Origin of the sequence: Brachyspira pilosicoli P43/6/78 (assembly GCF_000325665.1) — a bacterium.
Classification (GTDB): domain Bacteria; phylum Spirochaetota; class Brachyspiria; order Brachyspirales; family Brachyspiraceae; genus Brachyspira; species Brachyspira pilosicoli.
The window spans coordinates 239173-265765 of sequence record NC_019908.1 but is presented as its reverse complement, the minus strand read 5'-3'; the positions used below and the strand labels follow the sequence as shown (position 1 = coordinate 265765).

General features: G+C 28.7%; 21 protein-coding genes and 1 pseudogene. 10 read left to right on the top strand and 12 right to left on the bottom strand.

Annotation, left to right across the window (positions count from 1 at the left end; all coding sequences use genetic code 11):
* Positions 1-50 precede the first annotated feature (50 nt).
* The 4 genes and pseudogenes from BPP43_RS01195 to BPP43_RS12510 all read left to right on the top strand — a co-directional run bounded on the left by BPP43_RS01195 (position 51) and on the right by BPP43_RS12510 (position 7696).
* On the top strand, positions 51-1211 hold the full coding sequence (locus tag BPP43_RS01195; protein ID WP_015273912.1) for an MFS transporter: 1161 nt from the start codon (positions 51-53) through the stop codon (positions 1209-1211).
* A 340-nt stretch (positions 1212-1551) separates the two neighbouring features.
* Positions 1552-3324, top strand: coding sequence for a SpoIIE family protein phosphatase (locus BPP43_RS01190; RefSeq protein WP_014933298.1), 1773 nt, complete (start codon positions 1552-1554; stop codon positions 3322-3324).
* Positions 3325-3417: 93 nt separating this feature from the next.
* The gene (locus BPP43_RS01185) at positions 3418-5835 is read left to right on the top strand and encodes a penicillin-binding protein 1A (RefSeq protein WP_013243318.1); all 2418 of its coding nucleotides are present in this window, start codon (positions 3418-3420) and stop codon (positions 5833-5835) included.
* Positions 5836-5841: 6 nt separating this feature from the next.
* A pseudogene (locus BPP43_RS12510) lies at positions 5842-7696 on the top strand (conjugal transfer protein TraB).
* A gap of 488 nt (positions 7697-8184) precedes the next feature.
* On the opposite strand, the gene BPP43_RS01175 reads toward BPP43_RS12510, so the two are convergent.
* Positions 8185-8577: an Hsp20/alpha crystallin family protein gene (locus BPP43_RS01175; protein ID WP_015273911.1), complete on the bottom strand. Its 393-nt coding sequence runs from the start codon at positions 8575-8577 to the stop codon at positions 8185-8187.
* A gap of 33 nt (positions 8578-8610) precedes the next feature.
* On the bottom strand, positions 8611-9012 hold the full coding sequence (locus BPP43_RS01170) for an Hsp20/alpha crystallin family protein (RefSeq protein WP_014933304.1): 402 nt from the start codon (positions 9010-9012) through the stop codon (positions 8611-8613).
* Positions 9013-9322: 310 nt separating this feature from the next.
* Here BPP43_RS01170 and mscL point away from each other — a divergent pair, with 310 nt between their 5' ends.
* From mscL to serB, 4 genes are all read left to right on the top strand, one after another.
* On the top strand, positions 9323-9781 hold the full coding sequence (gene mscL, locus BPP43_RS01165) for a large conductance mechanosensitive channel protein MscL (RefSeq protein ID WP_013243324.1): 459 nt from the start codon (positions 9323-9325) through the stop codon (positions 9779-9781).
* 157 nt (positions 9782-9938) lie between these two features.
* Positions 9939-11063, top strand: a complete 1125-nt coding sequence (locus tag BPP43_RS01160) for a pyridoxal-phosphate-dependent aminotransferase family protein (protein WP_015273910.1) — start codon at positions 9939-9941, stop codon at positions 11061-11063.
* A 131-nt stretch (positions 11064-11194) separates the two neighbouring features.
* Entirely contained in the window at positions 11195-12799 is a 1605-nt protein-coding gene (gene serA, locus BPP43_RS01155; RefSeq protein ID WP_015273909.1) for a phosphoglycerate dehydrogenase, read from the top strand.
* 12 nt (positions 12800-12811) lie between these two features.
* Entirely contained in the window at positions 12812-13432 is a 621-nt protein-coding gene (serB, locus tag BPP43_RS01150) for a phosphoserine phosphatase SerB (protein WP_015273908.1), read from the top strand.
* A gap of 605 nt (positions 13433-14037) precedes the next feature.
* Here serB and BPP43_RS01145 read toward each other — a convergent pair.
* From BPP43_RS01145 to BPP43_RS01130, 4 genes are all read right to left on the bottom strand, one after another.
* Positions 14038-15381 (bottom strand): citrate/2-methylcitrate synthase, encoded by a 1344-nt coding sequence (locus tag BPP43_RS01145; RefSeq protein ID WP_013243328.1) that lies wholly within the window; start codon positions 15379-15381, stop codon positions 14038-14040.
* Positions 15382-15406: 25 nt separating this feature from the next.
* On the bottom strand, positions 15407-16666 hold the full coding sequence (gene icd / locus BPP43_RS01140) for an NADP-dependent isocitrate dehydrogenase (protein WP_015273907.1): 1260 nt from the start codon (positions 16664-16666) through the stop codon (positions 15407-15409).
* A gap of 167 nt (positions 16667-16833) precedes the next feature.
* The gene (locus tag BPP43_RS01135; protein ID WP_015273906.1) at positions 16834-19089 is read right to left on the bottom strand and encodes an aconitate hydratase; all 2256 of its coding nucleotides are present in this window, start codon (positions 19087-19089) and stop codon (positions 16834-16836) included.
* A gap of 120 nt (positions 19090-19209) precedes the next feature.
* Positions 19210-19740: an HdeD family acid-resistance protein gene (locus BPP43_RS01130; RefSeq protein WP_013243331.1), complete on the bottom strand. Its 531-nt coding sequence runs from the start codon at positions 19738-19740 to the stop codon at positions 19210-19212.
* 203 nt (positions 19741-19943) lie between these two features.
* Here BPP43_RS01130 and BPP43_RS01125 point away from each other — a divergent pair, with 203 nt between their 5' ends.
* Positions 19944-20423, top strand: coding sequence for a Spy/CpxP family protein refolding chaperone (locus BPP43_RS01125; protein ID WP_013243332.1), 480 nt, complete (start codon positions 19944-19946; stop codon positions 20421-20423).
* Positions 20424-20493: 70 nt separating this feature from the next.
* Here the strand turns inward: BPP43_RS01125 and BPP43_RS01120 are convergent, their stop codons facing one another.
* From BPP43_RS01120 to BPP43_RS01100, 5 genes are all read right to left on the bottom strand, one after another.
* On the bottom strand, positions 20494-21231 hold the full coding sequence (locus tag BPP43_RS01120) for a glycerophosphodiester phosphodiesterase (RefSeq protein WP_013243333.1): 738 nt from the start codon (positions 21229-21231) through the stop codon (positions 20494-20496).
* Between the two features lie 28 nt (positions 21232-21259).
* Positions 21260-22549: an MFS transporter gene (locus BPP43_RS01115; protein ID WP_013243334.1), complete on the bottom strand. Its 1290-nt coding sequence runs from the start codon at positions 22547-22549 to the stop codon at positions 21260-21262.
* A 136-nt stretch (positions 22550-22685) separates the two neighbouring features.
* Positions 22686-23489, bottom strand: coding sequence for an AAA family ATPase (locus tag BPP43_RS01110; RefSeq protein ID WP_014933373.1), 804 nt, complete (start codon positions 23487-23489; stop codon positions 22686-22688).
* A gap of 3 nt (positions 23490-23492) precedes the next feature.
* Positions 23493-23687: a hypothetical protein gene (locus BPP43_RS01105; RefSeq protein WP_013243336.1), complete on the bottom strand. Its 195-nt coding sequence runs from the start codon at positions 23685-23687 to the stop codon at positions 23493-23495.
* Positions 23688-23823: 136 nt separating this feature from the next.
* Positions 23824-25203, bottom strand: a complete 1380-nt coding sequence (locus tag BPP43_RS01100) for an MATE family efflux transporter (RefSeq protein ID WP_013243337.1) — start codon at positions 25201-25203, stop codon at positions 23824-23826.
* 152 nt (positions 25204-25355) lie between these two features.
* Here BPP43_RS01100 and BPP43_RS01095 point away from each other — a divergent pair, with 152 nt between their 5' ends.
* Positions 25356-26279 carry a methylenetetrahydrofolate reductase gene (locus BPP43_RS01095; RefSeq protein WP_013243338.1) on the top strand — a complete coding sequence of 308 codons (924 nt, stop codon included), beginning with the start codon at positions 25356-25358 and terminating at the stop codon, positions 26277-26279.
* A 100-nt stretch (positions 26280-26379) separates the two neighbouring features.
* Here the strand turns inward: BPP43_RS01095 and BPP43_RS01090 are convergent, their stop codons facing one another.
* Positions 26380-26586 (bottom strand): hypothetical protein, encoded by a 207-nt coding sequence (locus BPP43_RS01090; RefSeq protein WP_015273905.1) that lies wholly within the window; start codon positions 26584-26586, stop codon positions 26380-26382.
* Between the last annotated feature and the right edge of the window lie 7 nt (positions 26587-26593).

Genomic DNA, 26593 nt, shown 5'->3' with positions numbered 1-26593 from the left:
ATAAAAAATTATTTGCCTTATAATATCAAAATAAAATTATGGATATTAATATGGTTAATTTACTTCTTTCTATTATATATTTATCTTTTATTAGTTTAGGACTTCCAGATGCTTTGCTTGGTTCTGCTTGGCCTAGTATGTATAAAGAATTCAATGTAGCAATTTCTTATGCTGGTATAATATCAATGATTATATCCGTAGGAACTATAATTTCTAGTTTGCAAAGCGATAGATTAACCAAAAAATTCGGAGCAGGAAAAATAACAGCATTTAGTGTAGCAATGACAGCTGCTGCACTTTTTGGATTTTCTATTACTCATTCATATTTATTTCTTTGTGTTTGGGCTATACCTTATGGATTAGGTGCAGGAAGTGTAGATGCTTCTTTAAATAATTATGTAGCCCTTCATTATGAAAGCAAACATATGAGCTGGCTTCATTGTATGTGGGGAATAGGAGCAACAATAGGACCTTATATAATGGGTTATGCTATCACTAATAATAATTGGAATGCAGGATACAGATATATATCAATAATGCAGATTGTGCTTACAGCCATTTTATTTTTTAGCCTTCCTTTATGGAATAAAAATGATAAAGAAAATAAAGAAAAAATAAACACAAAAACCTTAAGCCTAATAGAAATAATAAAAATAAAAGGGGCAAAAGAAATTATGATATGTTTTTTTTGCTATTGTGCCCTTGAAGCTACAACAGGATTATGGGCAAGCAGTTATCTAAATATATATAAAGGAGTAGATATAAAAACAGCAGCTTCATTTGGAAGTTTATTTTATATAGGTATCACTATTGGAAGAGCTATATCAGGATTTATCACAATGAAGTTAAATGATAATCAAATGATAGTATTAGGAGAATCTCTAATTCTTATAGGCATAATATTAATGATTATTCCTACTGTAAATACTGTATCTTTGATAGGTTTTATAATTACAGGTTTAGGCTGTGCACCAATATATCCTTCTATTATACATTCAACTCCTTATAATTTTGGTGCAGAAAATTCTCAGGCTATAATAGGAGTACAAATGGCTAGTGCTTATATAGGTACTCTTGCAATGCCTCCATTATTCGGTTACATTGCAAATCATATATCAATATCTTTGCTTCCTTTTTATTTAATATTAATTTTAGCATTAATGTTTATTATGCACAAATTGATGATAAAAAAGACTATAGAAAACAAATAAAAATACATATATATAAATCATACATCTATATAAAATATAATTATCAATAATTAATGTATGAATCTATAATTTACTAACTTTTATATTTCAAGTTTTAATAACTTTTTACATTGCTTTTCACTTCAAAGTCATAAATAATTCTTTATATAATATTTACTAAAAAATTTTCTATCATAATGAAAAATACATAACATATCTTATCAATAATTAAATTAACACTAAACATAAAAATATTTGTCAATTTTACAAAATTATTATTTTATAAAAATATATTATATTATTGACTATAAAACACACTATGATATAATCTATCTCAAACGGCTAATATGTAGAGGTTTTAGTGAATATAAATGAAATAATGGATAACCCTGAAAAACAAATTGAGGTGTTTTCTAATATCATAAAAAAAATGAATTCTTCAACAGATTATGAAGAAAGTTTAATAACTCTTATATCTGAAATAAAAGCCGTTATGAATTCAAATACAATACTTTTATATCTAGTAGACCAAGAATTAAATAACCTAAACTTCGAAATGTCTATAGGTCCTCTTGGCAATAATTTTTTTGGCTCTATTATAGATAATGATAAACCAATAGCAGTAAGAGCTTATACTACATCAGCTTCATTATATTCTAATGACCCCAAAGAAGATTCAAATTTCGTCCCTATAAAAGATATGATAGGAGATGAATTAAAAAATATATTATTTGTACCTGTAAAAATTAGAAAGAGAAATATAGCGGCAATATTTTTATTAAATAAAAAAAATGGTAATTTTGTAGAAAAAGATACTATATTAATGAAGTCTTTTGCTCATTTAGTATCTTTATCTTTAGTAAATAAAATTAATTATGAGAAAGCACAATCGAGAGCATATGAAGTAGCTGCTTTATATGAAATGTCTATATCTATTAATAGATGCGAGACAGTTGATGAAATATTAAACAATAATATTAGCATAGTATGCGAAGCTTTTGAGGCACATAGAGTTTCAGTAATATTAAAAGAAAATGGTGTATTTAAATTTAAAGCTGCAATAGGTATTGATGAAGATGTTTTACAATATGGTGCAGTTACTGTAGAAGACAATGTGCTTGCAGAAATATTAAAAACGAAAAAAGCTGTTTATTCGGTTAATGTTTCTAAAGACCATAGATTCAAGCCAAACAAATCATTAAGATATAAAAGAGAAAGTTTTATAGCAGCACCAATAATTATAAAAGATGAAATAATAGGCTTTTTATGTGCTACAGAAAGAAACATTAATAAAGCATATAATTTAAGTAATTTGATGTTATTAGAAATGTTGGCTCAGCAATTAGGTGAAAATTATATGCATGTGCTTTTATCTGAAGAATCTAAAATAAAAGAATCCCTCACAGAAGAGATTAACTATACAGAGCAATTACAAAAAAGTGTACTTCCAACACATTTTCCAAATGATAATTTATTTGATATTGCTGCAATAAGCATACCGAGTAAAAACGTTGGAGGCGACTTTTATGATTATATAAAAATAAGCAGCAGTAAATATGCTCTTATAATAGCTGATGTATCAGGTAAAGGTTTAGGTGCTGGTTTCTTTATGACTATGACAAGGTCTATATTAAGAGTTTATTTCTCTCAAATAGATGACCCTGCAAGCATATTAAAATATACTAACAAACATATTTATGAAGATTCTAAAAACGGAATGTTTGTTACTTGTTTTTTACTTGTAATAGATACAAAAAATAAAACTTTAACCTACTCTAATGCCGGACATTTGCCTCAATATTTAGTTAGAAAAGATGATTCTTCAAATACAAAAATAATAGAAGAAATGCATACAAAAGGCAAACCATTAGGATTTGTAAAAAATGAAACTTATATAAATAATAAAATATCATATTCTTCAGATGATACAATAGTATTATTCACAGACGGAGTAACTGATACTTTCAATAGGTTTGATGAAGTTTATGGAGAAGATAGGTTAAAAGAATTGCTTAAAAATGACTATGATAAACCTAAAGAATTATTAGATGATATAGTAGAAGAAACTGTTACATTTAGAGATGAGATTGCCCAATTTGATGATATTACTCTATTAATAACCAAAATTTTATAATTTTTTAAAAATCAATTAAAATTTATATGCTTGATTAATTGAATAATTGTTTTATAATATATAGAATAATTTTAAAACATTTAGGATAAAAAATTGAAAGCAAAAGATTTTTTTAAAACAAAACTATCTAATTTAAAAAATAAATATCATACAGTAAACCTTAATAAATTTATAAAAATATATATAGCAGTATTAGTTGTCATATTTTCTATAGGCACTTTAGTATTTGCTTTTTTAATAGCAGATATTATAAGACAGCCAGACGTTCAAGCGGTAGAATTATATAAACCAACAATACCAACAAAAATATATGATATAAAAGGCGAAGTTATATCAGAGTTTTTCTCAGAACAAAGAGCATTAGTAGAATATAAAGATTTACCCCCTCATCTTATAGAAGCAATTATATCTATGGAAGATAATAATTTTATGAAACATAATGGTATAGATATAATAGGTATATTTAGAGGCACTCTTGGAAACATGATAGTTGGTAAAAGACCAAGAGGAGCAAGTACTTTAACTCAGCAGGTAGCAAGAGGGATAGTATTAAAATCTAGAGAAAGAACTATCATAAGAAAATTAAAAGAGATATGGGTAACATTTCAAATAGAAAAAAGATTAACTAAAGAAGAAATAGTAACATTATATTTCAATCAAATATTTTTTGGTCATTCTGTTTATGGCGTACAGGCAGCAAGCAGATTTTATTTTAATAAGAATGTAGAGGATTTGGATTTAGCAGAATGTGCTATGCTTGCAACACTTCCGCCTTCTCCAAACACATACTCCCCTATCAATAATCCAAATATATCTATGAGCAGACATAAAGTTGTTTTAAAAAGAATGACAGATTTGAAGTTTATAAGCAAAGATGAAGCAGATAATGCCTACAAAGAATTCTGGGCTTCTTATAGCGGAAAAATAGGAAGAAGAGGTTCTACTGCTTACAGTGCTTCAATAGACAGAGCTCCATATATTACAGAATATGTTAGAAGAGAATTGATTGATAAATATGGAGAAAAAGCATTAAAAGAAGACGGATTAAAAATATATACTACTATAGATATAGAAAAACAGGAAGCTGCACAAAAATTATTAACAGAAGCATTAAAAGAATATAATGATAAATACGAAGGCGGCTCTATGGATATAAGCACTATTTATGACAGAGAGCTTATAGATAAAGTAGAAATGCTTTCTTTACTCTTTGAGCTTCCAGAAAATATGGCAAGAAATAAATTCTCTATATCAGTACGCTCGCTTCTAAACCAAGACACATCAAGTTCATTAGCACTTATCTCAGATATGTTTGGTATGGAAGAAGTTAATGATATTATGATGGAAGTAATGAAAGCAGATGAGGCAGAATTATCACGTCAAATAGAAGGAGCATTAGTTGCAATAGACCCAAGAAACGGATATATAGTTTCAATGGTTGGCGGTTCAGGATTCACTCCAAGAAACCAATTTAACAGAGCAACACAAGCAAGAAGACAGGCAGGAAGTGCATTCAAACCTTTTGTATATGCTGCTTCTATGGACATTACTAACTATAACCCTGCAACTATAGTAAGCGATGCTCCTATTGGATTTGTTCCTGAAGAAGGCGAAGAAGGAAAGGTATGGATACCAAAAAACTATTCTGGAAACTTCAAAGGAGATGTTAGCTTAAGATATGCTTTAGCTGTTTCGCTTAATATTGCTACTGTAAATGTTGTAAATTATGTTGGTATTACAAATACTATAAGATATGTAGAGCCTATATTTAAAGCACAGCCTGATGATGCTAAGTCTAAAAGAATGTTTAACCCAGATTTAACATTGGGTCTTGGTACAGGTTTATTTACTCCATTAGAACTTACTACAGGTTTTGCTACTATAGCAAACAAGGGAAAAGAAGTTGAGCCTATACTTATAAGATATGTTACAGACAGATACGGCGTTATGATGGATAATTTTGAAGAGGAATTAAAAAGAGAAATTACTCTTAAAGGCGGAGCTAAGCAGGTAATGAGCGAAGAAGTAGCTTACATGATTAGTGATATATTAGCTGGTGTACTTAGAGGAGGTACTGCTACTAGTGCTATGTATGAGGCAGGATTTACTAGAAGAGGTGCTGGTAAAACTGGTACTTCAAATGACTGGAAAGATGCTTGGTTTGTAGGATACACTCCTGAACTTACTACTGGTATATGGATTGGTTTTGACTCTTTCAAATATTCTCTTGGTAACCATCAAGTTGGAGGAAGAGTTGCTGCTCCTATTTGGGGTAAATATATGGTGGCTGCATTAAAAGATATAAAACCTACTTGGTATTCTCAGCCTGAAAATGTTGTGAGATTAGAAGTGTGTGCAAGAAGCGGTAAATTACCTAGTTCTTCTTGTCCTGCTCTTACTACTGACTTATTTATAAAAGATAAAATACCTCAAGAGACTTGCGATGTTTGTGATACTTATTTAGAAGACACTAGCAATCTTGACAGTATAATTGATTCTTTTTTTGATTAATTTTTTATGAGTAATATAGTTAATATTGATTCTAATGTTTTAAGATATAATAATATTTTAGCTATTCCCTCTATACATTCAAGAGTATATTTTGCTTTAGCTGTGAGGGAAGCTTTTTACAATTTTAAGCCTGATGCTATAGTTGTAGAGCAACCTTTGAACTTTTATAAATCTCTAAAGAATGCTGTTGCTAGACTTCCATTTATTAGCTTGATTATAAGAGAAATAGAAAATGAAGCTGTTTATATACCTATTGACCCTTGCGATTCTATTATAGAAGCTATAAGGCTTTCAATAGATGAAGAGCTTCCGTTATATACAATAGATAAAGATATTACATCAATAAATACTAACTCTCATTATCTTATGCCTGATGATTATTTATTAAATAAAATTGGACTTGAAAGTTTTTATAATGAAGTTAAAAACAATTATTCATTTGTAAAAACTAAAACAGATGAAGAGAGAGAATTATTTATGGCTAGAGAATTAGCTAATATCTCTCAAAAGCATGAAAGAATATTATTTGTTTGCGGAATGTCGCATTGGGATAATATTTTAAATTTACTTAAAAAAGATAAAAACGAAATTGATAATGAAAAAATTGAATATAGTGAAGATAACAATAAAATATTTAATATACATAAAAACTCTATAAATAAAGTACTTGGAGAGTTTCCATTTACTTCTTATATGTATGAGAAATACAGAAACAATGAATTAGAGAAGTTTGATAAAATAGAAATTATAGAAAGTATTTTTTAGAGAGGCTAAATTAAGATACAAGCTTCCTATATCTATGCTGCAGCAAAAGAATATGATGAAGTATTTAAGAAACTTATGCATATTAGACAATTATATTCTTCCAGATTATATAGATATGCTTACAGCTTCAAAGTGCATGATTAATAATGATTATGCTTTGGAAGTAATGGAAGGTATGGAATATTATCCTTACTACACAGATGAAGATGAAGATTATCCTACAATAAAATTAAACCGCGACCCTGCTACTAATGGAATGGAAGGTTTATTAAAAGACAAAAAAATAAAGCTTCATCAATATGACAATATATGGAAAACTTCTTTTAAGAAAGTTCATGTTACAACCAGACCAAAAGAAAAATATGACGGTGAATGGGCTGACACTTGGAATAAGAGAACTAATTTACTTTCGCATATACCTGAAGATGTACTTATGGAAAAGCATATGAACATACTTAGAAACAAAATTAGAAACATGCTTACAGAAGATAAAGCAAAAATAGAGCCTTTTAAGGTGAGCATTAAAGACGGTATTGATATGCGTGAGACTATAAGAAATTATTATAAAAAAGAGATATATGTTAAAGAGATTCCCAAAATAAAAGGTAATATTGGGCATATGGTTGTAATATTTGATGAGGAACATGATGAAAATTATGATTGGAATATAGTTTGGTATAGCGAAGCACATGATGACAGCGATTTAATACTTTATTCAACAGAGCCAGGTAACACTTTAGTTGGCCCTGGTATATCAAAATGCTTTTTTGGAGGGTACGCTTCATTAATGCCTCCGCAAGCTCCGTATGATGTATGGAGAGAATATGCTAGACTTAAAAAAGACGGTATAGTGAGAAATTATGCTGATTTGTTATTGTATACTGCTATAGTTTATTCTGTGGATAAATATTTAGGTTATGTTGCTCCTACTCCGCCTTCAAACATATTAAAAGAGTTTGCTAAAATGACAACAAAAGTAGAGATAGTTTATGTACCATTAAATACATTCTCTAGTGAAACATTAAGAAAACTAAGACATTTCCATGTACTTGGAGCTAAAAGATTAAGAAGCATCGCTAACGATTATATTATTTAATTAATATAATATTTCAAAACTACTTACTAACTTTATATTTAAATTATAAAAAATATATACTCAAACAATTATCAATTATATATTTTATTTAACTTTTTCCCGCCTTCGCAGCACAGGCACTTCCTTCGGTCGCGGTGCGGGCTTCATCAAAGTTGCAAAAAGACAAATACTATAACTTTACATTTTACAATATATCTTCAATATAATATAATATAATATAATATAATATAATATAATATAATATCTAAAATTTAATATATACCTAAAGATATATTTTGTTAAATGCAGTTCTTTTGGTTCTTTTATACCAATACCGAAGGCTCTTCCTACGGTCGTACCGAGTAGGTGCCTATCTGCAAAAGAATCGGGGTGATGCACGGTGTGTATTTTGTTAAGAACAAAGCCACGCAATATTTTAAAAGTTAAATTATTTTAAAATAAAAAATGCATGCATTTATAATGCATGCATCCATAAGGCAATATATTTTTTAAGCTATTTCTATTCTTTTCTCATACTTGACTTCTTCTTTCTTTGGAAGAGTAAGAATTAATACGCCATTTTCAAAATTAGCAGCTATATTATCAACATCTATTGATTTATCGCTTATGTTAAAGCTCTGCTCATATTTTGAAACAACTTCTTCTTTATCACCCTCTTCACTTTTTATAACTTTCTTTCTCTCAGCATATATTGAAAGTATGTTCTCTTTTACTCCAATCTCTAAATCTGATTTTTTTACTCCAGGCATATCCATCTCTATTGTATAGCCATTATCATCTTCATATATTTTATAATTTCTTTGATACAAAGAATAATCTCTCATACAACCCTCCCCTCTATGACATCTATTATTAAACATTGGAAAAAACATTCTTGACATAATACTAATCTCCTTTATTTTTTATATTATTTTTTAAGCTATTTCTATTTTTTTCTCATACTTAACTTCTTCTTTTTTTGGAAGAGTAAGAGTTAAAACACCATTCTCAAAATTAGCAGAAATGTTTTCAATATCTATTCCTTTCACGCTAATATTAAAGCTTTGTTCATATTTTGAAACAACTTCTTCTTTCTCATCAGTTTTTGACATTCTCTTTCTCTCAGCATATATTGAAAGCATATTCTCTTTTATACCAATATCCAAATCCTCTTTTCTTACACCAGGCATATCCATTTCTATAGTATAGCTATTATCATTCTCCTCTATCTTGTAATCGCTATATTTAGAAACGCTATTTTCTTCATTATAAAAATTAGAAAAATTATCAAAATCATCTAATATAGAATGTAAAGCAGGTAAAAATATTCTTGACATAACCAAATCTCCTTTTTTCAATCAATAATAGTAAGCAGCATTTTTTATTTTTGCTACACTATATATTATGCAAGAATCATGCCAGACATTATTTAGCATATTGTATATTTTTTATACATTTAGAATATCTTTTCATAAATATACTAAATTGTTATTTTAATATATGTATTATTTATATACACAAAAAATAGAGCTTTGTAGACTTTTAATACTATAAATAACACTACTAAAAATAAATGTATCATAACTAATACAATAATTTTAAATATATTATATAATTACATAACAGTAAAATTAAGGAGTATAATTTATGCTCAAAGAGTTTAAAAATTTTATAATGCGTGGAAGTGTAATAGATATGTCTATTGGTATTATAATAGGTTCTGCTTTTAGTAAAATAGTAAACTCATTCGTAGAAGATATTTTAATGCCTCCAATAGGCTTAATGCTTAGCGGTATAGATTTTTCTAATATATTTATAGTTATAAAAAAAGGAATAGAAAATCAAGGTCCATACACTTCATTAGAGATGGCCAAAAATGCTGGTGCTGTTGTTATAAGTGTTGGAATGTTTTTTAATGCTATAATAAGTTTTATAATAACAGCTATTTCAATATTTATAATAATAAAAGCTGTAAATAAAATACAAGAAAAAATGCCAAAAGAAAAGAAAGAAGATAAAAAAGAAATTAAAGTATGCCCCTACTGTTATTCTAATATAAATATTAAAGCTATAAAATGTCCAAATTGCACATCGGATTTAAATTAAAATATTTATTTCATAAGTGAAAAATAAATATATAAAAATTATTTAAAATATTACTAAATACAGTATTGTAAAATATGTATAAAGTAATATAATATCTAAATATACCACAACAGAGTATTTTTAGGAGATTATACTATGAGAGACAAAACTTTTTTAATTGATACCAGGACCTACACCAGTACCAGAATCTGCTTTAATAGAAATGGCCAAACACCCTATGGCACATAGAAGCAAAGAATTTTCAAACATATTAAAAGAAGTTTACGAAGATTTAAAATATGTGTTTCAAACTAAAAATGATATATTTTTGTTTACAGCAAGCGGCACTGGGGCAATGTGTGCTGCATTAGAAAATATAGTTAATGAGGGAGACAAAGTACTATGCTTAGTGATTGGAAACTTTGGAGCAAGATGGGCAAAAATTGCAGAAAGCAGAGGCGCAGAAGTAATAAAACTAGAAGTACCTCTTGGTGAAGTAATTAAACCTCAAATGCTTGAAGAAGCTTTAAATAAAAACAAAGACATAAAAATAGTAACACTCACTCATAGTGAAACTTCTACAGGTGCTGCTAATGATGTAAAAACACTATGTTCTATAATAAAAAAACATGGTGCATTATCTGTAGTTGATGGTATAACAAGTTTATGTGCTATGGAGTTTAAAACTGATGAATGGAATATCGATGTTGCATTATCAGGCTCTCAAAAAGGATTTATGATAGCTCCAGGGCTTTCATTTTTAACTGCAAGCGAAGAAGCTTTTAAAATGCATGAACAATGTAAATATCCTAGTTTTTATTTTAATTGGAAAGAGCATAAAAAATCTTTAGCTAAAGATACTACACCTTTTACACCTGCAGTAAGTCTTATAAGCTCACTTCATACATCTTTGAAGATGATTAAAGAAGAGGGAATTGAAAATGTTAATAAAAGACATAAAAAACTTTCTCTTGCTTTAAGAGCTGCTATAAAAACTATAGGCTTAAAACTTTTTGTAGAAGATGATAATAATGCAAGCTATGCCATCACTTCAATACTTCCTCCAGAAGGAATAACTGTTCCAGATATAAGAAAAACTTTGAAAGATGATTATGATATTATCGTAGCTAATGGACAGGGAAGTTTAGAAAATAAAATATTCAGAATAGGTACTTTAGGATTTGTATGCGAGAGAGATTTAATAATGGCTGTTGGTGCTTTGGAAGCAAGCTTAATTAAACTAGGATATAAATTTGAAGTTGGAAGCGGAGTTAAAAAATTAATAGAAGAGTTAAACAAATAAAATTTTTTATATAAAAAATTTTACTATAGTATGCTAATAAAATAAATATAAAAAACAAGAAATTAATATTTTATTGTTTTTAAAATACATACTAAAAATTATAACAAACTAAATTAAATGGAGATTATACAATGAAAGTTTTGATAACTGACAAAATAAATGAATGCGTTAAAGATATCATAGCAGATGTTTCTGAAGTTGTATTTCTTCCAACAATGAGCGAAGATGAACTTACTAACATTATAGGCGAATATGATGCTCTAATGGTAAGAAGCCAAACAAAAGTAACAAGAAAAATCATAGAAGCTGGAAAAAACTTAAAAATTATAGGACGTGCTGGAGTTGGTGTTGACAATATAGATGTTGAAGCTGCTACAGAGAAAGGAATAATAGTAGTAAACTCTCCAGATGGAAACACTATTGCAGCATCAGAGCATACTATTGCTTTAATGCTTGCCATATCAAGAAATATAGTTCCTGCTGTAGTTTCTACAAAAGAAGCTAAATGGAACAGAGATAAGTTTACAGGAAATGAACTTTTTGGAAAGACTTTAGGAGTTATGGGCTTTGGAAGAATTGGAAGAAAGGTTGTGCATATTGCTCTTTCTATTGGAATGAAAGTTATAGTATACGACCCATTTGCCACAGAAGAAATTGTACAAAAAGTAGGAGCTGTATACGAAACTTCTTTAGATGAGTTTTTACCTAAACTTGATTATTTATCTCTTCATATACCAAAAACGCCTGAAACAAATAATATTATAAACAAAGATAATTTATGTAAGATGAAAAAAAATGCTATCATTATAAATTGTTCAAGGGGCGGACTTGTTAATGAAGAGGATTTAAAACAGGCATTAGAAAACGGCACTATAGCAGCTGCTGCAGTTGATGTTTTTGTTAATGAACCAAAGATAGAAACTTGCCCATTAGTTGAATACAAAAATGATAATTTAATACTTACTCCTCATCTTGGTGCTAGTACAAAAGAAGCTCAAATTAATGTTGCTTTAGATGTTGCTAAACAAATAAAACAAGTATTATCTGGAGGATATACTGAATCAGCTGTTAATATACCTTCACTTAATCCTGAAAAATTAGAACCTGTAAAAGACTATATGAATATCGCAGAAAATGCAGGGGAAATGATAATGCAAATATCAACAGGCAAAATTAAATCTTTTGAAATAACAGCACAGGGAGAATTAATAAATTTAGATATTCAGCCTCTTGAAGTAGCAGTATTAAAAGGTGCATTATCTTCAATGCTTCAAGATGTAAACTATGTTAATGCTCCTTATCTTGCAAAGCAAAGAGGAATAGAAGTAAAAACAATAAAATCTGAAACTCCTTCTACATTTACAGGCATATTAAAAGTAAAACTAACTACAGACAAAGAGGTTAATAATGTATCTGTATCTTTAATAGCTAAAAATATCGCAAGAATAGTTAAGCTAAATGATTATGATGTTATAATAAAACCTCAGCCTCATATATTAATAGTACCGCATATAAACCAACCTGCTATGATAGCAAAAGTAGCAACTACATTATCAAGCGACGGAATAAATATTGGTTCTATGAATGTATCAGAAAATATAAAAGGAAGTAATATGTCTATAATGGCTATAAACGTTGACAGAATAATAGAAAGCGACATGATAGATAAAATATCACAAATAGATGGAGTTCATCAACCAAAGTATATTAAACTTACTTCAGGATATACACTATAAGGACAAATATAAATGAAATTAGCAGTTTTTGATTTTGACTCCACTTTGATGGACGGTGAGACTCTAGACATTATTGCAAGAGAAACTAATTTTGCAAAAGAGATTGCTGAAATTACTGCAAAAGGAATGAGAGGAGAGATTGATTTTTTTGAAAGTTTAGAGATGAGAGTTGCCTTACTTAAAGGAGTAAAATTAGAAACTGTTAATGAAATTTGTAATAATCTTCCTATAATGAATGGTGCAAAAGAAACTATTCAAGAGCTTCACAAAAAAGGATATAAATGTGTATGCTTTTCTGGAGGATTTAAAAATGCAACTGTCCTATTTGCAGATAAGCTTAATTTAGACGGAGAGTTTGCAAATATCTTTCACACAAAAAATAACATACTTACAGGAAAAGTTGGAGGCGAGATGATGTTTTCAAACAGCAAGGGGGATATGCTTGTAAGATTGCAAAAGCTTCTTAATGTTTCCTATGATGATACTTTAGCTGTTGGTGATGGGGCTAATGATTTAAGTATGTTTAAATATGCTAAAAAAAAGGCTGCCTTTTGTGCTAAAGAAGTTTTAAAAAAAGAAGCAAATATTGTAATAGAGAAAAAAGATTTAACACTTATATTAGATAAAGTTTAAATATATTTTCAAAAGTTTTAATAAAATATCTAAACCAAGTATATTTTATTATATAAATTTTTATTTTATTCAGCTTTTTACAGCCTTCGCACCTATACCTAAAGGTACTTCATATGGTTGCAGACACTTCCTTCGGTTACTTTGCGGACTCCATCAAAGTCGGAAAAAACGCAAATACTATAGCCAATATTTTTTGGAGTAGATGTCAAATATTATGATATTGCAGCCTTTTTGCTTCTTTGTGGCAACAAAAGAAGTGGGGGTGTGGGGCAAAGCCCTGCAAATATTAATTTAAACAAATAATTTTTTATATTAATCTATATATTTGTTTTATTCAAATTTTTCCCTCCTTCACTTTGCAGACTTCGTCAAAGTTTTTACCATTTAGGCACGCTTCGCGAAAGTGCCAATATTTAAGTTTTTCTCTTACGTTTAGCCAAAGTGCAAATTAATAAAATAATATTATTTTATATATAATATAAATTATTAAACTAAAAACAATATAAATATTTATTAATGTATTGAAATAAGTCTAATAATAAAAAGAAGCTTTATACAAAATAAAACTCCTTTTAAAAAAATTCATTATTAGAAATTATATTTAATTATCTCTTATCCATAGAAATAAACTCTTGAGGGTCAGAAACATTTTTATACGCAGGTCTTATAATTCTTCTGTCATCAAAATTAAGTTCCTCTATTCTATGAGCACACCAGCCTACAATTCTTGACATAGCAAAAAGCGGAGTATAAAGCTCTTTAGATATGCCAAGCATTTCATATATAAATCCAGAATAAAGGTCAACATTAGCACAAACTCTTTTTTTCTCTCCTTTTACTTTTATAAAACACTCTATAGCTCTCTCTTCTATTAATTCCATAAATGCAAGCTCTTTTTCTTTTTTCTTTTCTTTAGCAAGCTGACGAGCCAAATCTTTTAATATAACAGCACGAGGGTCTGATAAAGTATAAACAGCATGCCCCATTCCATATATAAGTCCGCTCTTGTCATAAGCTTCTTTGTTAAGCATTTTCATTAAATATTCATCTATCTCTTTTTTGCTCTCCCAATTATCTATAGCCTCTTTCAAATGAATTAACATATCCATTACTTTAGCATTAGCTCCTCCATGCAAATCCCCTTTTAAAGAACCAATACCAGCAGAAATGCTTGAATAAGTATCTGTTCTTGTAGAGCTTGTAACACGTACTGTAAATGTAGAGTTGTTACCGCCGCCGTGTTCTGCATGAAGTATCAAAAGCAAATCAAGCATTCTAGCCTCTAATTCGCTAAACTCCTGCTTAAGCATATATAAAAAATTCTCTGCTATAGAATATTTTGGTTTTGGCAATGTAATATTTAAATATTTTTGATTAACACTATATTGAAACATATTATAAGCATAAGCAATAACAGCAGGAAATCTTGCTATTAATTGTATAGATTGAAGCATTAAGTTTTCTAATGACAAATCTTCAGGATTAGGGTCATGAATATACATCTCAAGCACACTTCTTGAAAGTATGTTCATAATATTTTGCCCTTCCAAATCTATTATATTCATTATAGTTTTTTTATCTAAATACATATTATCAGATATTAACTCTTTAAAAGACTGCAATCTCTCCATATCTGGAAGCTTACCAGAAAGAAGAAGATAACAAACCTCCTCATAACCAAAACGTTTATTAGTTAATATATCATTAGCAATATCATTTAAATCATACCCTCTATAATAAAGCTTACCGTCTATAGGGCATACTTTTCCGTTTTTATCTCTTTCATAACCTACAACATCTCCAATATTTGTAAGCCCAACAAGCACCCCTGTTCCATCTTCATTTCTTAAACCTTTTTTTACATTATATTTCTGAAAAAGTTCACTATCTATTTTTATTCTTTTGCTTGAATGGTCATAAAGTTTGTACAATAAATATTCTTTTTTCATAAATATACCCCTATATTATTTTTTATTACATTATAGAAACAATTTTTTCTGCAAACTCTTTTGTGCCAAGTTTAGTTCCATTATCCATAAAGCTAGCCAAATCTTCTGTAGCATATCCGCTTTCAAAAGATTTCTCTAATGCATTTATTATTAAACTAGCAGCCTCATTCATATTCAAATATTCTAATGCCATCACAGAAGAAAGTATTAATGAACAAGGATTAGCCTTATTTTTTCCTGCTATATCTGGTGCTGTGCCATGGGTCGCTTCAAAAATAGCATGCCCTGTTTTATAATTAATATTTCCTCCAGGTGCTATTCCTATTCCCCCAACCATAGCTGCTAATTGGTCTGATACATAATCACCATTTAAGTTTAACGTTGCTATTACAGAATAGTCTTCCGGTTTTAATAATGTGTTTTGTAAAAAGGCATCGCAAATATTATCTTTTATTATGAGTTTACCTTGTGCTTTTGCTTCTTTTAATTTTTCTTTCGCTTTATCTTCTCCAAACTCTTTTTTTATTTCTGCATATTCTTCCATAGTAAAAGTTTGATGAGCAAACTCTTTTCTAGCTAGCTCATATCCGTATTTTTTGAACCCGCCTTCAGTGAACTTCATTATATTACCCTTATGAACCAAAGTAACAGAAGGAAGTTTATTTAATAAGGCATATTCTATTGCAGAGCGTATGAGTCTTTTAGAGCCTTCTTCAGATACTGGCTTAACTCCGAAAGATGATGTTTCTGGAAATCTTACTTTAGTTACACCCATTTCATTTTTTAGGAAGTTATAGAATTTTTTTGCTTCTTCAGTGCCTGTTTTCCATTCTATACCAGCATATATATCTTCGGTGTTCTCTCTAAACACAACCATATTAACTTTATTAGGCTCTTTTATAGGTGAAGAAGTCCCCTTAAACCATCTTACAGGTCTTAAACAAACATAAAGGTCTAAAGTTTGACGAAGTGCAACATTTAGTGAACGCATACCTTCACCAACAGGTGTAGTTAAAGGCCCTTTTATGCCTATAAGATATTCTTTAAAAGTGTTTATAGTATCATCAGGTAAAGGTGTTCCTAATTCTTTTTGAGCTTTATCTCCTGCAAGTACTTCAAGCCATTCAATAGACTTCTCGCCGTTGTAGGCTTTTTTTACAGCCGCATTTACAACCATTTGAGAAGCAGGCGTAATTTCAGCCCCTACTCCGTCCCCTTCTATAAAAGGAATTGTAACTTTATTTGGTACTATCAATTTACCATTTTTCATTTCTATTTTACTCATATTAAAATCCTATTATTGATTGTTTTTTATTTACGGGGACTAGCCCCCGCACCTCCAGTTCTTTTACGACCGTAGGAAGTGCCTTCGGTATTGGTATAAAAGAACCAAAAGAACTGTATTTTATTTATGATACTATAAAGAATATCAAACATTTAAATTTATATAAATTAATTTTTCATTAAACTATTCAATGCTCCTCCGTTTTTAAACCATTCAATCTGTGCTTCATTATATGTGTGAACCGCTTCAAAAGTCTCTTCACTTCCATTTTGATGAATTACTTTAACAGTTAAGTTTTGTTTAGGCCTAAAATCATCAAGACCTAATATGCTTATTTTATCTTTTTCTTCTATCTTGTTATAATCATCTTTATCTTTAAATGTTATAGCAAGCATACCTTGTTTTTTAAGATTAGTTTCATGTATTCTAGCAAAACTTTTAGCAAGCACTGCTTTAACATTCAAAAATCTTGGCTCCATTGCAGCATGCTCTCTGCTTGAGCCTTCTCCATAATTCTCTTCTGCCACTACTATAGAAGAAATATTTTTTTGCTTATATTCTTTTGCTGTTTTTGAAACTTCTTCATAAGTCTTGCTTAACTGATTAAATACAGAGTTTGTTTTTTCATTAAAGAAATTAACAGCTCCCATTAGCATATTGTCTGAAATATTTTCCAAATGCCCTCTGAACTTTAACCAAGGTCCAGCCATTGATATATGGTCTGTTGTACATTTACCTTTAACCTTTATAAGCAAAGGCATATTCTCAAAATCTTTTATATTAAACTTATCAAAAGGCTTTAATAATTGTAAACGTTTGGAATCTTTATCTATTATAATTTCTATGCTGCTATCTGGTGCATTTTGTCTATTTTTATTTTCTGTGCTAAGTCCGTTTTTTGGCAAAGCTATTCCAACAGGTTCATCGAGTTTAACTTCTTTTCCTTCTTCATTAATTAAACTATCTTTTAAAGGATTAAATCTTAAATCTCCTGCTATGCTTAAAGCCATTACAGTTTCAGGAGAAGCAACGAATGCATGAGTATTAGGGTTACCATCAGCACGTTTTGCAAAGTTTCTATTAAAAGATGTTACTATTGAGTTTGCTCTTGTGTTGTCTTTCTCTTCTCTGTTCCACTGACCAATACAAGGTCCGCATGCATTAGTCATTATAATAGCACCAATTTTTTTGAAGTCGTCAATTATACCATCTCTTAAAGCTGCATTATATGAAGCTTCAGAACCTGGATTAATTATTATTTTTGATTTTACTTTTAATTTTTTATCTATTACCTGACGAGCTATTGAAGAAGCCTTACTTAAATCATGATAAGAAGAATTAGTACAAGAACCTATCAAGCCAACTTCCATAGCTGTAGGATATTTATTTTCTTCAACCTTTTTAGCAAACTCGCTTATAGTACATGCTGCATCTGGTGTAAATGGTCCGTTTATATATGGTTCTAATTCTGATAAATTAATCTCTATTATTTTATTATAATATTTCTCTGGATTATTATACACTTCTTCATCTGCTTTTAGATTATTTATATTTTCATCAGCAAGTTTAGCAATCTCTTCGCGTCCTGTAGCAATTAAATATTCTTTTATATTATTGTCATAAGGAAATATTGAAGTAGTAGCCCCAACCTCTGCCCCCATATTACAAATAGAAGCCTTACCTGCTGCTGATAAACTATTAGCTCCCTCTCCAAAATATTCAATAATAGAGTTAGTTCCTCCTTTAACTGTTAATATTCCTGCCAATTTTAATATCACATCTTTTGCACTAGCCCAGCCATTTAGAGAACCTGTTAATTTTACTCCTATTATATTAGGTATTTTTAGCTCCCACTCCATTCCTGTCATAACATCAACCGCATCAGCTCCGCCAACACCTATGGCAAGCATTCCAAGACCGCCTGCATTAGGTGTATGAGAGTCTGTTCCTACCATCATGCCGCCCGGAAAAGCATAATTTTCTAAAACTATTTGGTGTATTATCCCAGAACCAGCCTCCCAAAAACCAAGCCCATATTTTTTAGCAACACTTTCCAAAAAATCATAAACTTCTTTATTAACATTAAGTGCATTTTTTAAATCCTCTTCAGCACCCTTACAAGCCTCTATTAAATGGTCGCAGTGTATTGTTGCAGGTACTGCAGAAGAAGTTTTTCCCGCATTCATAAATTGAAGTAATGCCATTTGTGCTGTAGCATCTTGCATTGCCACTCTATCTGGTCGAAAATCTGCATAATCTTCTGCCCTCTTAAAATCTTTTATTGTTTTCTCATCATACAAATGAGCGTATAATATCTTTTCTGATAATGTCAATGCTCTATTTAATTTTTGTTTTATGCTATTAACTTTATTAGAATAGTTTAAATAAAACTTTCTTATCATTTCTACATCATATATTGGCATACTTTTACCTCAAAATAAAAAAAATAATATTGTTATTAGTAATACTATACAACAATATTATTTTTTATCAATTAGTAAATTAATATTTTTTTATTTATATTTTAATATTAAAATTTTATATTAGTCCTTAAAGAAATTGCCATAAGCAAACCAAAGCTGCAAAGTAACAATACCATAAAGTATTAAACCAATTCCAATAACTACACTAACATAAACAGCACCAAGTATAGGATTGAATGCTAATACAATTCCAGCTAATAATGTTAATACTCCGCTAAATAATGATAGTCCCCATTTACTGTAGCCTTCTTTTTTTAATTCTATAGAAGAAGATATAGCAATAACACCTCTCACTATTACAAAAAATGAAACCATATATGGTATAAATGCACCGCTGATTGTGAGATTAGATATAATTATAATACCACATATAGTTGTTATTATACCATCTGCTAAAATTAAAAGAGAACTTGATAAATGTCTTAAACTGAAAAAATAAAATATAGTGCTTATTCCAGAGAATATTGTTAAAAAGCCTATTATATATGCTAATAACAATACTGTTTCTGCCGGATTAAATATAGTAGCTATACCTGATATAATAAGTAATATTCCAAATACTAACCATAAAACTCTTCCTAATTTTCCCATAATTTATACACTCCGCTATAAAAAATTTAATAAATTATAATAACTATAATTCATTATATAATAATGATAATTTAATATATAAAAAAATCAACATTTTATATATAACTTTATAAAAATAATTGCATTTTTAATTATTACTTGGGAACTTTAGTAACTATAACTTCGTCTAATATAATACAAAAACAAAACAGGAGTTACTAGAAATGAAATCAAAATTATTATTATCTACATTTATATTAACATTAGTATCAGCATTGGCATTTGCTCAGCCGCCTGCTCCAAGAGGTGGTGATGTTCCGCCTGCACCAGGACCAAGAGAAAGAGCTATGCCAAGGGCTATGGGCGGTCCTAGAGGTGATATATACAGAATTTGCAGAAACGCTGGTATATATCTAACAGATGCACAGCTTGAAGAAATGGGAAAAATATCTTATGAATATGAATTAAAAATCAATGATTTAGAATATCAAAAAAGAAGCATTGATTATAAATTCAAACTTGAAAGAGAAAAAATTGATTTAGACTTAAACCTAATAAAAGATTTAATAAATCAAAGAAAAGATTTAGAAAAAGAAATTGATTATCTTAGAATAGAAAAAGATGTTGCAGTTTTAGATGTTCTTACAGATGAACAATTAACTCAATTAAACTCATATAGAATGAGATATTATTACTATAGATAATCATTTATAATTTTTTAATAAGGAGGTAAATAAGTTATTCTTAAATTACCTCCTTTTTTTGTTTATAATTTTAATACAATTTTTTATCAAATATATTAGCCATATCTGTAAAAACGCCATCTACACCTATAGAATAAAGTTCATTAGCAAGCTCTATAGAATTCACAGTATATATATAAAGCTCATATCCCTCATTTTTAATATTTTTAGCTAAATCTTTATTTATAGTTTGGTCATACAAATGCATAGACTGAGGTTTTAATTCATCTGCTATATCTTTCCAATGAGCTGTTTCTTCCCAAAGCAGTATTCCAAATTTTGAGTTTTTTGATATTTTTTTTAGTGTTCTAAGCATGTCAAATTCAAAACTAGAATAAAATATCAAATCTTCAGCTTTATTGTCTGCTACAGTTTTTACAGTATTTTCTACTATACTATCCCAATATTTTTCATTTTTTGAAGCTTCACCTTTCAATTCTAAATTTACTATTGTATTTGTTTTTTTACATAAATCTATTAACTCTTTTAGAGTAGGTATTCTAGTGTTTTTGAATTTTGCATCTTTCCAAGAACCAGCATCTATATTCTGTATAGCATTATAATCTAAATCATTTATAATACCATCAAAATCTGTATGGTCTTTAGTCTCATAATCATGAAATAATACAAGTGTACCATCTTTCAATATTGTTACATCTGTTTCTATACATTTTATTCCAAGTTCTATTGCTTTTTGAAATGCTAACATAGTGTTTTCTGGATACTCATGAGAAAATCCTCTATGTGCTATTACTTTTCTTAAATACATATAAAACTCCTTAAATAGATTTTTTTAATTATTCATTTACTTGAGCTTTTGCTTTTCTTATTTTTATTAATCTTGATAAAATTATTGCAGATAATGCTCCTATAATAGTAAAAATCAATCCTATTAAGAATATATAATAATATCCCTGAGATGGATTATCTTTATTCATATCAATTAATGCCCCATTTACTCCATAAGCCCAAAATACAGGAGAATAAGTTAAGAAACTTGCTACAGCCATAGCAGAACCGCTAAACTCTTTAGGTATATTTGCTTCACCTATAGGAGCAAAATAAACAGACCTTGATATAAATATAACAAAAGAATATATAAACATTAATATCATACTTACATACAAATAATCAGGATTTTTTGGAGTAAGTACTACGCCCAACAATACTACTACTGTTAATAATAAGGAATAAGAAAGCATTTTAACAGGAGATTTAAACACTTTATCACCTAATAATCCGCCTATTATACCGCCCAATATACCTATTCCAGATGCATTAAATAAACCAAAAACTACCGCCTGTGAAGTAGATAATCCAAAAACATTTTGCATATAAGGAACAGAATAAACAACCGCTATATAGGCAGTATATACTGACATACCAATAAGACCAGAAAGCCATACCTCAGGATATAATAATGCTTTTATAAGTCCTGATAATGCCTCTTTGTTTTTTTCTGTACTAGTTTCTGATTTTAACAATTTTATATTAGGGATAAATTTAAATGCCAAAAACACCCATAATACTATTAAAACAGTATAAATAGTTATTATTATTCTCATAGCTGTAGGATTAGAACCTAAGGCTGTAAATATAAATAATGCCAAAGCATTCATTCCAAGTTCCATAGCTCTTCTGCCAGATTCTAATAAACCAAAAGCAATACCCTGATTCTCTTCACTTGCAAAAAGTCTAGTACCATTTAAAATAGCAGGCCAGAAGAAAGCATCTACTATACCCCAAGATAAAGCAACTATACACAATGATATATATGATGCATTTACAACTGCTACCATATATACTGTTCCTATAATTCTTATAATAAGTCCGCTGATTATTAATTGTCTGGGAGTAAATCTATTATTTAGCCAACCTGCAGGAATATAAAAGAACATAGCAGAACCTATCAATGTAAATAAAAAACCAAATTGAGTATTAGTGATATTTAACATTGTTATTAACGGTGTATAAAAACTAGCTTTAAAAGCTTCAAAGGCACAATATATTATTTGCCCTGCGGTTATAACAGTGATAAATGCTCTAAAATTTTCTTTACTTGTAAACCCTAGTTTTTTAAATAGCATATCTACCTCCTACATATGAAAATTATATATTCTCAGTATAGGAAATAAAAAATACCTTTGCAACTCTATAAAAAGTATTCTTGTAATATTAATTTAGTTTTTATCACAATTGATAAATATTCTATCTTATTAAAGATTAAAAGAAATCTAAAAAAGCTTTATCCTTAACATTATTATCATCTTTCATTTCGCCTGTATCATATAAATACCTTGTAACAGCCAAAGAAAATCCGCCTTTGATAGGAGTTCTAGGATAAAGAATTATTAGCGGTGTTCTCTTTTGAATAGACATCATTACTTTCTCTTCATCAAACAATATAGGTCCAAGTAAATTAAGTTCTATATTAAGTTCAAATTTATCAACTACTTTTTTTATCTCTTTATATAAATTAACTGCCCAATCTATATTTTTTACTTTATTTACAACTAAATAAAGTTTCTCTGTAATTTTATTAGAACATATCATTTTTATAAGTCTATACAAATCGGTAAGAGATGTTATTTCAGGATTAGCAACTAAAATAATATCATCAGAAATCTCATAAAACTTTAACATAGATTGAGTAATTCCTGCAGCATAATCTATAATAACATAATCATATTCTTCAGATAAATCTTTTAAATCATTGGCAAGTTTTGACAAATAAAAATCACTCTCAAACTGAAGAAGTTTCTGTATATTAACTCCCGCACTAATAACATCTATATTAAAAGGACTATTCAATATACAATCTTTTAAAGATATATTTCCCTCAAAATATTGCTGTAATTTAGACTGAGGCTTTACCTGCAACAATATAAAAACATTAGAACAATTAATATCTATATCAAAAACTAGTACCTTATACCCTTTGGAAACTAATTCACTAGCAAAATTGACGGAACATAAAGTTTTTCCAGCTCCACCTTTCCCACTAGAAAAAGATATTATTCTCGCCATATATTATTTCTCCATATATATTTTTAATAAATGAGCAACCTTAGCCCTAACCTCTTCGTCCCAATCTAATATATGTTCTTTTAATACTTTAATAACAGCTTTCTTATCGGCAGTAGATATTTGTTTTTCTAACTCATCAAGGGCCTGTAGTCTTTTTTCAACATTCTCACTTTCTAATCGTAAAAATATTTCTCTCATAATATGTATTTAATTCCATAAAATAACTATTATTCTAATAAATTATACATTATAATGTTTATTTGTCAAAACATTATATACAATTACATCATATAAAATAAAACTATCAAAATATATTATTATTAAGTTTCAAAAATTAAGTTACTTTTGTATTGTTTTTTAGTTCTATTTTCATTTCTCTTATTATACTATAACCTAAAGGTATTGATATAATAAAAGTAAATAAATCTGCCAAAGGCTGAGCTATTTCTATACCAAATAATCCTAAAAACTTTGGTAATATATAAACTATAGGTATAAAAAATATCCCTTGTTTCGCTAAAGCAAGTATTGAAGCTCTTATTGTTTTTCTAGTAGTTTGAAGAATCATGCTAGATAATGTTATAAGTCCCCACAATGGAAGAGTTAATGCTTGATAACGTAAAGCTCTATTTGCAACAGAGAATAATGCCTCATCTTCTTTATTAAATAGATTTACTATATAATGAGAATTAATAAAAATTATAAAAGCAAATATTATAAGCACAATTGTAGAAACTTTAACACAAAAATAAAAAGCTTTTATAACTCTATCATATTTTTTTGCCCCATAATTAAAACCGCATACAGGCTGAAAACCTTGACCAAAACCTATTATTGCAGAGTTGGCAAACATAGATACCCTATTTACTATAGACATAGCGGCTATTGCAGCATCTCCAAAAAATGAAGCAGATGTATTTAAAAAGGCAGTTGAAAAACTTGATATACTTTGTCTACAAAGACTAGGAAGCCCCCCAACAATTATAGCCTTATACTTTTCTAAACTAGGTGAAAAATCTTTTAATCTAATAGGAAGAGTACCCCATACATTTGAACCAATTAATAACACACAAAAACTTATAAATTGACTTATTATAGTACCTATAGCAGCACCTTTTATTCCCATATCAAAATAAAAAATAAAAATAGGGTCTAATATTATATTAATTATAGCTCCGCTTATTAAACCTATCATCGCAAATAAAGCATTACCTTGAAGTCTTAATTGATTATTAAGCACTATAGAAGCCGTCATATATGGTGCACCTATTAAAATATACTTCATATACGTTTTTGAATAAGGCAGTATTGTATTTGTAGAGCCTAATATATGTGCTAAAGGATTTATAAAAATAATTCCAAATATTAATATAATAAACCCAACTATCATAGCAGACAAAAAACCAGTAGCAGCCATTTTGGAAGCCTCAAGAGTATCTTTAGCTCCTAACTTAATAGAAATATAATTACCGGAACCATGTCCGAAGAAAAAACCAATAGCCTGTATTATAGCCATCATAGAAAATACTATTCCAACTGCCGCAGTAGATTGAGTGTTTATCTTACTTACAAAAAAAGTATCTGCCATATTATAAAATGATGTTGTTAACATACTAATAATTGTAGGAATTGCCATTTTTACAATTAATGGTTCTATATTTGCTTGAGTTAAATACTTATATTTTTCTTCTTGCTTAGTTTTTTTATCTGTCATATATAATTTACCAATATTTAAATGTAATATATTTTACTACAAAAAAACAAATAAACAATATAAAAGAAAATACAATATAATTATTACTTTGTTTATTTAGATAAATAAGAATCAAGTTTGACTTTTTTCTATTATAGAATATTATATATTAAATGAATAATAATGTAGAAAATTTTATAAAAAAGTTAGAAAATAATAATGAGTATTGTTTTACTCTAGAGATATCACCTCAAGCAAAATATGATTTAAGCTATATAGAAGAGAAAATAAATAATTCTCAAATACAAAATTATGCAGATGCATTTGTAGTAACCGATTCCCCTTTTGCAAACATTAAAATATCTCCAATATTAGCAGCAATACAATTACAGCAAAGGCTAAACAATAATAAGCCATTTATTGCAACACAAACAATGCGTGATAAAAACTCTCTAGCATTACAAAATGATTTAATCGGAGCGAATTATTTTGATATAAGAATGATACTTGCAGTTACAGGTGATGCTATAGCTAATGGAAATCAAAAACAAGCTAAAGGCGTATTTGAAGGAAACTCTAATTTATTAATTGATATAATAAAAAACTTAAATAAATCAAAAAGTTTAGGAGAGTTTACTTTCAAAGAACCATTAAAGCCAATATATCCTTTTTGCGTTATAAACAGTTATGCTAAAAATGATGACAGTTTAAAAGTAAGACTTGCTAAAAAGGCTAATTCTGGAGTTAAGGCAATATTTACTCAGCCAATATACGAAGTTGAGAGATTAGAATTTTTATTGAAATGCATTGATGAGTTGCCGCTAAAAGAAAAGCCTATATTAGTACCAGGATTTTTCCCTGTATTAACTTACAAAACTGCATATTTTATATACTACAAATTATCAGGCTCATATATACCAGAGAAATGGCTAAGCAAATTAAAAAAAGCAAGCGATAAATCAGAAGAAGAAGAGAGAAAAACAGCAATAGAGTTATCATCTAAACTTTTTGAAGACATGCTAAAAATACATAAAAAGATGCATATAATGAGCTTAAACAATTACGAGTTTGTGGTAGATTTACTTAAAAATATTTAGAAGTAATTAATATTATAAATTTATTTTTATAAGATTTTTAAATTTGTTATTCTTTTGGCAAATAATAATTAAATATAATAGCGATTATAAACAATGATAATTAATTAGGAGGATTACATACTTTACAGGCTGTGTATCCTCTTTTTTTTGCTTCTTGAATACTTATAGGATATTTACTAGCTCTTAATGTTCTGCAGTTTCCTCTATGATATTTTTTACCCTTATCCGAAATATAAACTGTATTAGCTTGAGCAAATACACTTGAAGCAATAATAATAGACATTAAAAATATTTTTGCAAGTTTCATATCAATC

Bases quoted from the DNA above. Each gene is read 5' to 3' on its own strand.
- BPP43_RS01195 (WP_015273912.1), top strand. From the start codon at position 51: ATGGTTAATTTACTTCTTTCTATTATATATTTATCTTTTATTAGTTTA.
- BPP43_RS01175 (WP_015273911.1), bottom strand. From the start codon at position 8,577: ATGTCAAGAATGTTTTTTCCAATGTTTAATAATAGATGTCATAGAGGG.
- BPP43_RS01170 (WP_014933304.1), bottom strand. From the start codon at position 9,012: ATGTCAAGAATATTTTTACCTGCTTTACATTCTATATTAGATGATTTT.
- mscL (WP_013243324.1), top strand. From the start codon at position 9,323: ATGCTCAAAGAGTTTAAAAATTTTATAATGCGTGGAAGTGTAATAGAT.
- serA (WP_015273909.1), top strand. From the start codon at position 11,195: ATGAAAGTTTTGATAACTGACAAAATAAATGAATGCGTTAAAGATATC.
- serB (WP_015273908.1), top strand. From the start codon at position 12,812: ATGAAATTAGCAGTTTTTGATTTTGACTCCACTTTGATGGACGGTGAG.
- BPP43_RS01145 (WP_013243328.1), bottom strand. From the start codon at position 15,381: ATGAAAAAAGAATATTTATTGTACAAACTTTATGACCATTCAAGCAAA.
- icd (WP_015273907.1), bottom strand. From the start codon at position 16,666: ATGAGTAAAATAGAAATGAAAAATGGTAAATTGATAGTACCAAATAAA.
- BPP43_RS01135 (WP_015273906.1), bottom strand. From the start codon at position 19,089: ATGCCAATATATGATGTAGAAATGATAAGAAAGTTTTATTTAAACTAT.
- BPP43_RS01130 (WP_013243331.1), bottom strand. From the start codon at position 19,740: ATGGGAAAATTAGGAAGAGTTTTATGGTTAGTATTTGGAATATTACTT.
- BPP43_RS01125 (WP_013243332.1), top strand. From the start codon at position 19,944: ATGAAATCAAAATTATTATTATCTACATTTATATTAACATTAGTATCA.
- BPP43_RS01120 (WP_013243333.1), bottom strand. From the start codon at position 21,231: ATGTATTTAAGAAAAGTAATAGCACATAGAGGATTTTCTCATGAGTAT.
- BPP43_RS01115 (WP_013243334.1), bottom strand. From the start codon at position 22,549: ATGCTATTTAAAAAACTAGGGTTTACAAGTAAAGAAAATTTTAGAGCA.
- BPP43_RS01110 (WP_014933373.1), bottom strand. From the start codon at position 23,489: ATGGCGAGAATAATATCTTTTTCTAGTGGGAAAGGTGGAGCTGGAAAA.
- BPP43_RS01105 (WP_013243336.1), bottom strand. From the start codon at position 23,687: ATGAGAGAAATATTTTTACGATTAGAAAGTGAGAATGTTGAAAAAAGA.
- BPP43_RS01100 (WP_013243337.1), bottom strand. From the start codon at position 25,203: ATGACAGATAAAAAAACTAAGCAAGAAGAAAAATATAAGTATTTAACT.
- BPP43_RS01095 (WP_013243338.1), top strand. From the start codon at position 25,356: ATGAATAATAATGTAGAAAATTTTATAAAAAAGTTAGAAAATAATAAT.
- BPP43_RS01090 (WP_015273905.1), bottom strand. From the start codon at position 26,586: ATGAAACTTGCAAAAATATTTTTAATGTCTATTATTATTGCTTCAAGT.